The following is a 6306-nucleotide window of genomic DNA, read 5'->3' on the forward strand; positions in this document are numbered from 1 at the left end:
AAAGGATCAGATCGCAGGACTCGAAAAAGGTTCAATTGATTTAGGCAACAACGCCATGATGGGTTGTACATCGCCATGCATCTATGGCTGAATCATCTATCCAGAACGTAACCGAGCCACGCTTGCACAGAGCCTTATTGTATTCCGCCCAGTTAGTTATCTTCTTTTCCGCTTTACCCATGTCACCACCGTTCTAACCACCATAAAGGATCAGATCACAGGACTTGGAAAAGGTTCAACTGATTTAAGCAACAACGCCGTTTTCACTTGTGCGTCAGGTTGTGCTCTACCACGAATTAGGTCTTCAAAGAACACTATTGGATACCCCCAAATTACAGCATTAACACCAAGGTAAAATGCTTCAGCCTCGGCGCCTTTCAAAACCCCTAATTCGGGTGAAGGCGTAATTCGTCCTTTTGCAATAGCTGTAGAACTCATAATTATAAAGATTGAAAAAGCAATATATTTTATGTTTTTCATAATTCACCAAATTAAGATAGATAATATTTATTCAGGATAATCAAAAAATTAATGTAGGGGTTTGCAGAAATTATTAACTATTAACTTGATTTACTCCTATTTAATTTCAGAACAAGGCAACTAGAACTTAGCTAATGCTTTTAAAAAAATCGTGCCTCCTTTTGTACGCCTTTCTGTCTCAAATTCATGGAACCATTTTAATTCCATCGCAATGCCTCCCCTTTCTGTTTTGTGAACAAAAGAAACCCTCGGCCCAGCCCCTACTGTTTTTGCTTTAAAATCACCGAAAATAGCACCAGATCCACTGTCTCCGGTTAATTGTTGATAATAAAAACCAGTCGCCCCCACACTCGCTAAGCCTCCAAAAAATGGAAAGCTTTGCCCAAAGGTTGCTTCAACATGTCCTTGGGTACCTGATTGATAGCTGGTTTCATGATTTTCAGTATTAAAGTCAACGCCAGCGTAGACACTTGCTTCAATTCCGTTTTCTTTACCAAAATAAACCGCCCCTACAGTTGGTTCAATCGTCCAATAATTCTTACCTGTATTAGCTAATTGCCCTTCCTTATAACCTCCAGTAGGAGCATAAATACTGACGCGATAGTTCAAATTCAAGTCAGAGTTTATATTTTGTTTTAACATCACAGGGACTAATATAACATCGCCAATACCCGAACTCTCCTCTGTAATGTTCACATTACTCTGTCCATTCACCCCTATATTAGTAGTGACATTGATAAATGGAATGGTTCCACCAAAAGCGTAACTCCAACCTTCTCCAATTTCGAAATGTGGCCTATACACCATTGTTAAAGCTAAAGCTTGCGATTCTACTTTTATAATCGCATTATTTAGACCTAAGATCGAAACTTGGGGCTTATATTCCCCTTTGTAACTTATTAGGTTTAAGCGTGTAATGAAGCTAGGTTTAGCTGGAACACCGTCCATGAAAGAAGAAATAGAACCAGGCTGGTAATGACCGCTCCCCCCCTCTTCAGCGTTAATAACTAAACAGTACGACATTGCAAATGATGCGATAAAAGTTTTTTTTATAATAACATTCATAAAATATTCCTTTTTCAGGATTTTTTCACCATTATAATAACCCTCAAAATATTATTTCGAAGAATTAGAAATATTTATGAGATCTTTCATCTTAATATCAACAGCAAAACTACCAGGCGCTTGTCTTGGAGGAAACTCTTTAAAGGTTGCTAACATTTGCCTAACTTTAATTTGTGCCGGGATCAACACAAAAGCCCTCTTGTACCACCAATTATCATAGCCAAAGCCTTGATCGCCTTTTTCATAGGGGTCAATTGCTAAATCAAACAGTTTGGGAATTCTTAAGGTTTTTTGTGGTTGAGTCCAAACATCAATACCTTTACTTTCCTGAATTTTAAAATGAAACTTCCAACGACCATCGCGCATAGCGAGTAGTTCGCCATCATCAGACCAGTAGAAAAATTGATTACGTGGACTTTTATCGATTTTCTGACTTAGATAGTCAAGTTGGTTGTACCCATCTAAATGGTTCTTATATTGCTTACCATTACTGGCTTTATAACCTGATAGTAATTGGTTCTTCACATCACTATTACCAGCAATACTCACTAAAGTTGGGAACCAATCGGCAGACGAGACTATTCCATTAAACTTTGAATTTGGATTGATATGATTTGGCCATTTGATAAGCGCTGGAACTCTAAATCCTCCTTCCCAACCGGTGTTTTTTTCCCCTCTAAATGGGCTAGTGGCTGCGTCTGGCCAGGTCGCATTCATTGGACCGTTGTCAGTGGTGTAAATCACCACTGTATTATCTTCAATATCGAGTTGCTTGATCTTTGCCAGTAGGTGACCAATATGGTTATCGTGCTCAACCATGCCGTCAGCATACTCACCTAAACCAGTAACACCAGAGTTATCGTCACTCACGTGAGTGTAATTATGCATGCGAGTTGTGTTATACCATAAGAAGAATGGTTTTTTTCTCTCCACCTGACGACTAATAAAGTCATAGGCAGATTCAAGGGTTTCGTCATCGATCGTTTCCATACGCTTGCTGTTGAGTGGCCCGGTATCTTCAACTGAGCCATCAGAAAAAGAATGAATTACACCCCGCGGGCCAAAGCGTTTCTTAAACTCTGGAGACTTAGGGTAATCAATGTTTTCAGGTTCTTCTTCGGCGTTAAGGTGATAAAGATTACCCATAAACTCATCAAAACCATGCTCAGTAGGTAGCATATCATCACGGTCACCTAAGTGGTTTTTACCAAATTGTCCAGTTGCATAACCGAGGTCTTTTAACGTCTGAGCTAAAGTAATATCCTGGGGTTGTATACCTTGGCTTGCTCCTGGCAATCCGACTTTACTTAAACCTGTTCGCACAGGCATTTGGCCAGTAATAAATACTGATCGCCCAGCAGTACACGATTGCTCAGCATAATATGAGGTTAACATTGCACCATCATTAGCTATGCTATCGATATTAGGCGTTTGATACCCTAGTGTACCGTTATTATAAGCTGAGATATTACCGTAACCGATATCATCACCAAATATCACCACAATATTAGGCTTGCTGGCAGCATAGGTGCTTATTGAACCAAGAGCAAAACCCAGCCCCATAACTAAATTAGTTATTATTTTTATCATCATAAATATCCATATCGTTAATTAATCGACTCATTACAAGAGTCATTAGACCTAATCTATAAGTGCAGCAGCTAATACGCCGGAATATAAGTCCCAAAACCCATGCTTTTCCCAAGTTCAGGGGTTATTTTATCGAATTCGCAGGCGAGCTTTCCGTTAATGAATACTTGCTCGATTAAGCCCGGATTACGGTTTACAAGGCGTTGTAAACCAAAGTTTTCCATATCAGCCCAGCTGACTTGCTCGAGATTTTGATTAAATTTAGCGGGATTTAACACCACGACGTCGGCTCTATCACCAATACGAATACGACCAGCATCAATATTGAACCACTGCGCTTGATCGCCCGTCATCCGAAACACAGCTTGCTCCATCGTCATAATCGCTTGGCTATTTTTAGTTGGCTGATTTTGGCTTTCATCAATGCTTTCACTAACTAACTTAAGCATACGTAGCGGTAAGTTATAAAAAGCCATATTACGGATATGCGCACCTGCATCACTAAAGGTGATCAGTGACTTCTTATCTTTAACCATATTCTTAAGCACGTCTTTACGATGGTTGGCAACTGTGGTGTACCAACGAAGATCGGTACCATATTGCACAACTAGGTCGAGGAAAAGATCCACAACATGGATCTGCTTGCTAGCGGCAACATCAGCAAAGTTTTTACCAACAATCGATTCATCAGGACAAGCAAGTATAATCGCGTCGCCAAAGTCACGTTGCCATACACGGGGACTGAGTTTTTCGCCATAGAACTTTCTAAACTCACGGCGGTAAGTTTCATCTTTTAGGAGCTCGTTGCGAGCAATTTTATCTTTTAAATCAAGTGCCAGTTCACCAGCACCAAACTCTTCAAAAAAGACGACATCAATACCATCAGCATAGACTGTAAAAGGCGAGGGCAGCACCTGCCAACGAAAATCGCCATTAAATAAATTGGTCACTCTAGCGGCAAGGTTTGTAATTTTACTTAAATAAACACTGCCCTTAAGATCCATTCGGCTAATTAGCGTCGTTTTAAGGCGCTTTTTAAAAATGCCCATACATTCACGCATATATTGATTTATTTGTAATATGGCTGCGGCATTCGGCGCTCCTTGATGCACTCGTCCATATTCACGCACTAGGTTATTGAGGCGAGAGATCTCTTTCCATTTTGCATAAGTACTGGGTAAACTTTTTGACCATTCACGGTCGCCATCAATTTTGTCCCACTTAAGGCACATAGTCGACAAGCCAAGAAAACCTACGTCAAGTGACTCTTTAAGTAAGCTTTCCATTTTTCGCATTTCGGTTTCAGTAGGAGTGACGTTTAGATCTGTTGCTCGGCTAAGCCCCATGACACCTACACGTAAATCACTGTGACCAAGCAGGCTTACAACATTTGGTCCAAGAGGGTGTTGCTGAACAAATTCGACCCATTGTCTAGGCGTACTCCATGTTTTATATTGCTTTAAAATGGGCAACACTTTCTCGCGAGGGACGGTTTCAACCCGGGTAAAAATATCGGAGGCATCTTCATATTCACTACAGACCATGCTTAACGAGCAACTGCCAACAAGTACTGTTGTTACGCCATGGCGCACCGATTCAGACAGGCTTGGACTAATAAGCAGTTCCGCATCATAATGGGTATGGGTATCGATAAAACCTGGCATCACCCACTTACCATTGGCATCAATAACATTCATACAACCACTCTCATCAATAGCAGTGTTGGATACCAAGGCAATCTTTCCGTTTCTTATTGCAATGTTTTTGATCGAAGAAGCTTCACCTGTGCCGTCAAAATAACGGCCTCCCTTAATAACTGTATCATACATAGATATATAACCCTCGAATTGAAATTTTATTTGCAACTTTGTATTAACTAAATTATAACATCTCTAGTTTTGTTTCTTATCATTTAGCGACAAGTTAGTAATTACTTGGTCATACCAATTTAAAATAGGTCTTTTATGCAACAATACTACTCAATCCGAAGCGCTTCATTGTCTGGTATAGAACACCTAATTAAAGAGTTAGGAGGCGACCTTAATTCTTTACTTGTTCAATGTAATTTGACTACGCAAGATCTGCTCAATCCTGAAAGCTTAATAGACTTTGCTAGCATGATTAACTTACTTGAGCTAGCATCTCAGCAGCTTAATTGTAAAGATTTTGGTTTAAAGTTAGCGAAAAATCAGGGAATTGAAGTACTTGGACCTATAAGCCTTATAATTCAAGCTAGTGAAACGGTACAAGAGGCTTTAGATAATGCACAGCGTTATATGGCTATCCATAGTCTTGGAGAATATTGGATATTAAAAGAATTTGAACATTTGGCTTATATAGAACGCTATCAAATATCTCAAGATGTTAGCTACGCAAAACAATATAAAGAACTATCTTTGGGTGTATGCTTAAATTTGTTAAAAAATCTAATAGGTTCATCATTAAAAATAGAAAGATTAGAATTTTCCCATACACCTTTGTCCATAAGTTCCAAATATCAAAAATATTTTGGGTGTTCAGTTGTCTTCAATCAAGAGCATGATCGCCTTATTTTTAGCCGTGACTACTTATATACCCCCTTACAAGCAACTTTATCCAAACATAAGCGCCATTATGAACAGTATTTAGACCTGCTAATTTTTCAATCAGGGGATAACATAGAACGCAAAGTTCGAACTCTAGTTTTGCAAACAATGGGATTACATAGTGCCAATATCAATGATATAGCACACATGCTTAATATGAGCCCACGAACTTTGCAAAGGCGATTAGAAATACACGACACGAATTTTCAGAAATTACTCAAGGATGTACGTATAAGTGCAGCTCGATGGTATTTAGAGTCCAGCAGAATTGATATTACATTACTGTCAGAATTATTAGGTTACAGAAATGTGAGTGGGTTTAGTAAAGCATTCAAAAATACGTATGGGAGCTCACCTTTAAAATGGCGTCAGCAAGCCTCAAACCGATTATAGTAATATCAGGACTTCTATCGTCACTATGCCACTTATGTATAAATACAATACTAGAAATAGTTTTGAACAAATACCTTATAATATTTCCAACTAAATAAAGCTTTGTTGCATAGTTCCGTGGAACTAAATCAAGAACCTATCATAGACAGAACCTTAAGCACTAAGCTCAGCGTAAATTCCGTCTAACGTAATG

5 protein-coding genes and 1 pseudogene are annotated in these 6306 nt (G+C 39.1%); 1 reads left to right on the forward strand and 5 read right to left on the reverse strand.

The genetic code is table 11. The features are described from left to right. Nucleotides 1–52 precede the first annotated feature (52 nt). The 5 genes and pseudogenes from ACED41_RS21275 to ACED41_RS21295 all read right to left on the reverse strand — a co-directional run. Nucleotides 53–181 (reverse strand): annotated as a pseudogene (locus ACED41_RS21275) (IS5/IS1182 family transposase); the annotation flags it as partial. Between the two features lie 29 nt (nt 182–210). Further along, the gene (locus ACED41_RS21280; protein WP_371725644.1) at nt 211–480 is read right to left on the reverse strand and encodes a hypothetical protein; all 270 of its coding nucleotides are present in this window, start codon (nt 478–480) and stop codon (nt 211–213) included. A 120-nt stretch (nt 481–600) separates the two neighbouring features. Further along, entirely contained in the window at nt 601–1545 is a 945-nt protein-coding gene (locus ACED41_RS21285) for a transporter (RefSeq protein WP_371725645.1), read from the reverse strand. A gap of 51 nt (nt 1546–1596) precedes the next feature. Further along, nucleotides 1597–3135 carry an arylsulfatase gene (locus ACED41_RS21290; RefSeq protein ID WP_371725648.1) on the reverse strand — a complete coding sequence of 513 codons (1539 nt, stop codon included), beginning with the start codon at nt 3133–3135 and terminating at the stop codon, nt 1597–1599. A gap of 71 nt (nt 3136–3206) precedes the next feature. Then, on the reverse strand, nt 3207–4964 hold the full coding sequence (locus tag ACED41_RS21295; protein WP_371725646.1) for an amidohydrolase family protein: 1758 nt from the start codon (nt 4962–4964) through the stop codon (nt 3207–3209). Between the two features lie 135 nt (nt 4965–5099). On the opposite strand from ACED41_RS21295, the gene ACED41_RS21300 reads away from it, so the two are divergent. Then, nucleotides 5100–6113 carry an AraC family transcriptional regulator gene (locus tag ACED41_RS21300; RefSeq protein WP_371725647.1) on the forward strand — a complete coding sequence of 338 codons (1014 nt, stop codon included), beginning with the start codon at nt 5100–5102 and terminating at the stop codon, nt 6111–6113. The last annotated feature ends 193 nt before the right edge of the window (nt 6114–6306 follow it).

The sequence above is a fragment of the Vibrio sp. 1F255 genome, assembly GCF_041439145.1.
Classification (GTDB): Bacteria; Pseudomonadota; Gammaproteobacteria; order Enterobacterales; family Vibrionaceae; genus Vibrio; species Vibrio crassostreae_C.

Bases quoted from the DNA above. Each gene is read 5' to 3' on its own strand.
- ACED41_RS21285 (WP_371725645.1), bottom strand. From the start codon at position 1,545: ATGAATGTTATTATAAAAAAAACTTTTATCGCATCATTTGCAATGTCG.
- ACED41_RS21295 (WP_371725646.1), bottom strand. From the start codon at position 4,964: ATGTATGATACAGTTATTAAGGGAGGCCGTTATTTTGACGGCACAGGT.
- ACED41_RS21280 (WP_371725644.1), bottom strand. From the start codon at position 480: ATGAAAAACATAAAATATATTGCTTTTTCAATCTTTATAATTATGAGT.
- ACED41_RS21290 (WP_371725648.1), bottom strand. From the start codon at position 3,135: ATGATAAAAATAATAACTAATTTAGTTATGGGGCTGGGTTTTGCTCTT.
- ACED41_RS21300 (WP_371725647.1), top strand. From the start codon at position 5,100: ATGCAACAATACTACTCAATCCGAAGCGCTTCATTGTCTGGTATAGAA.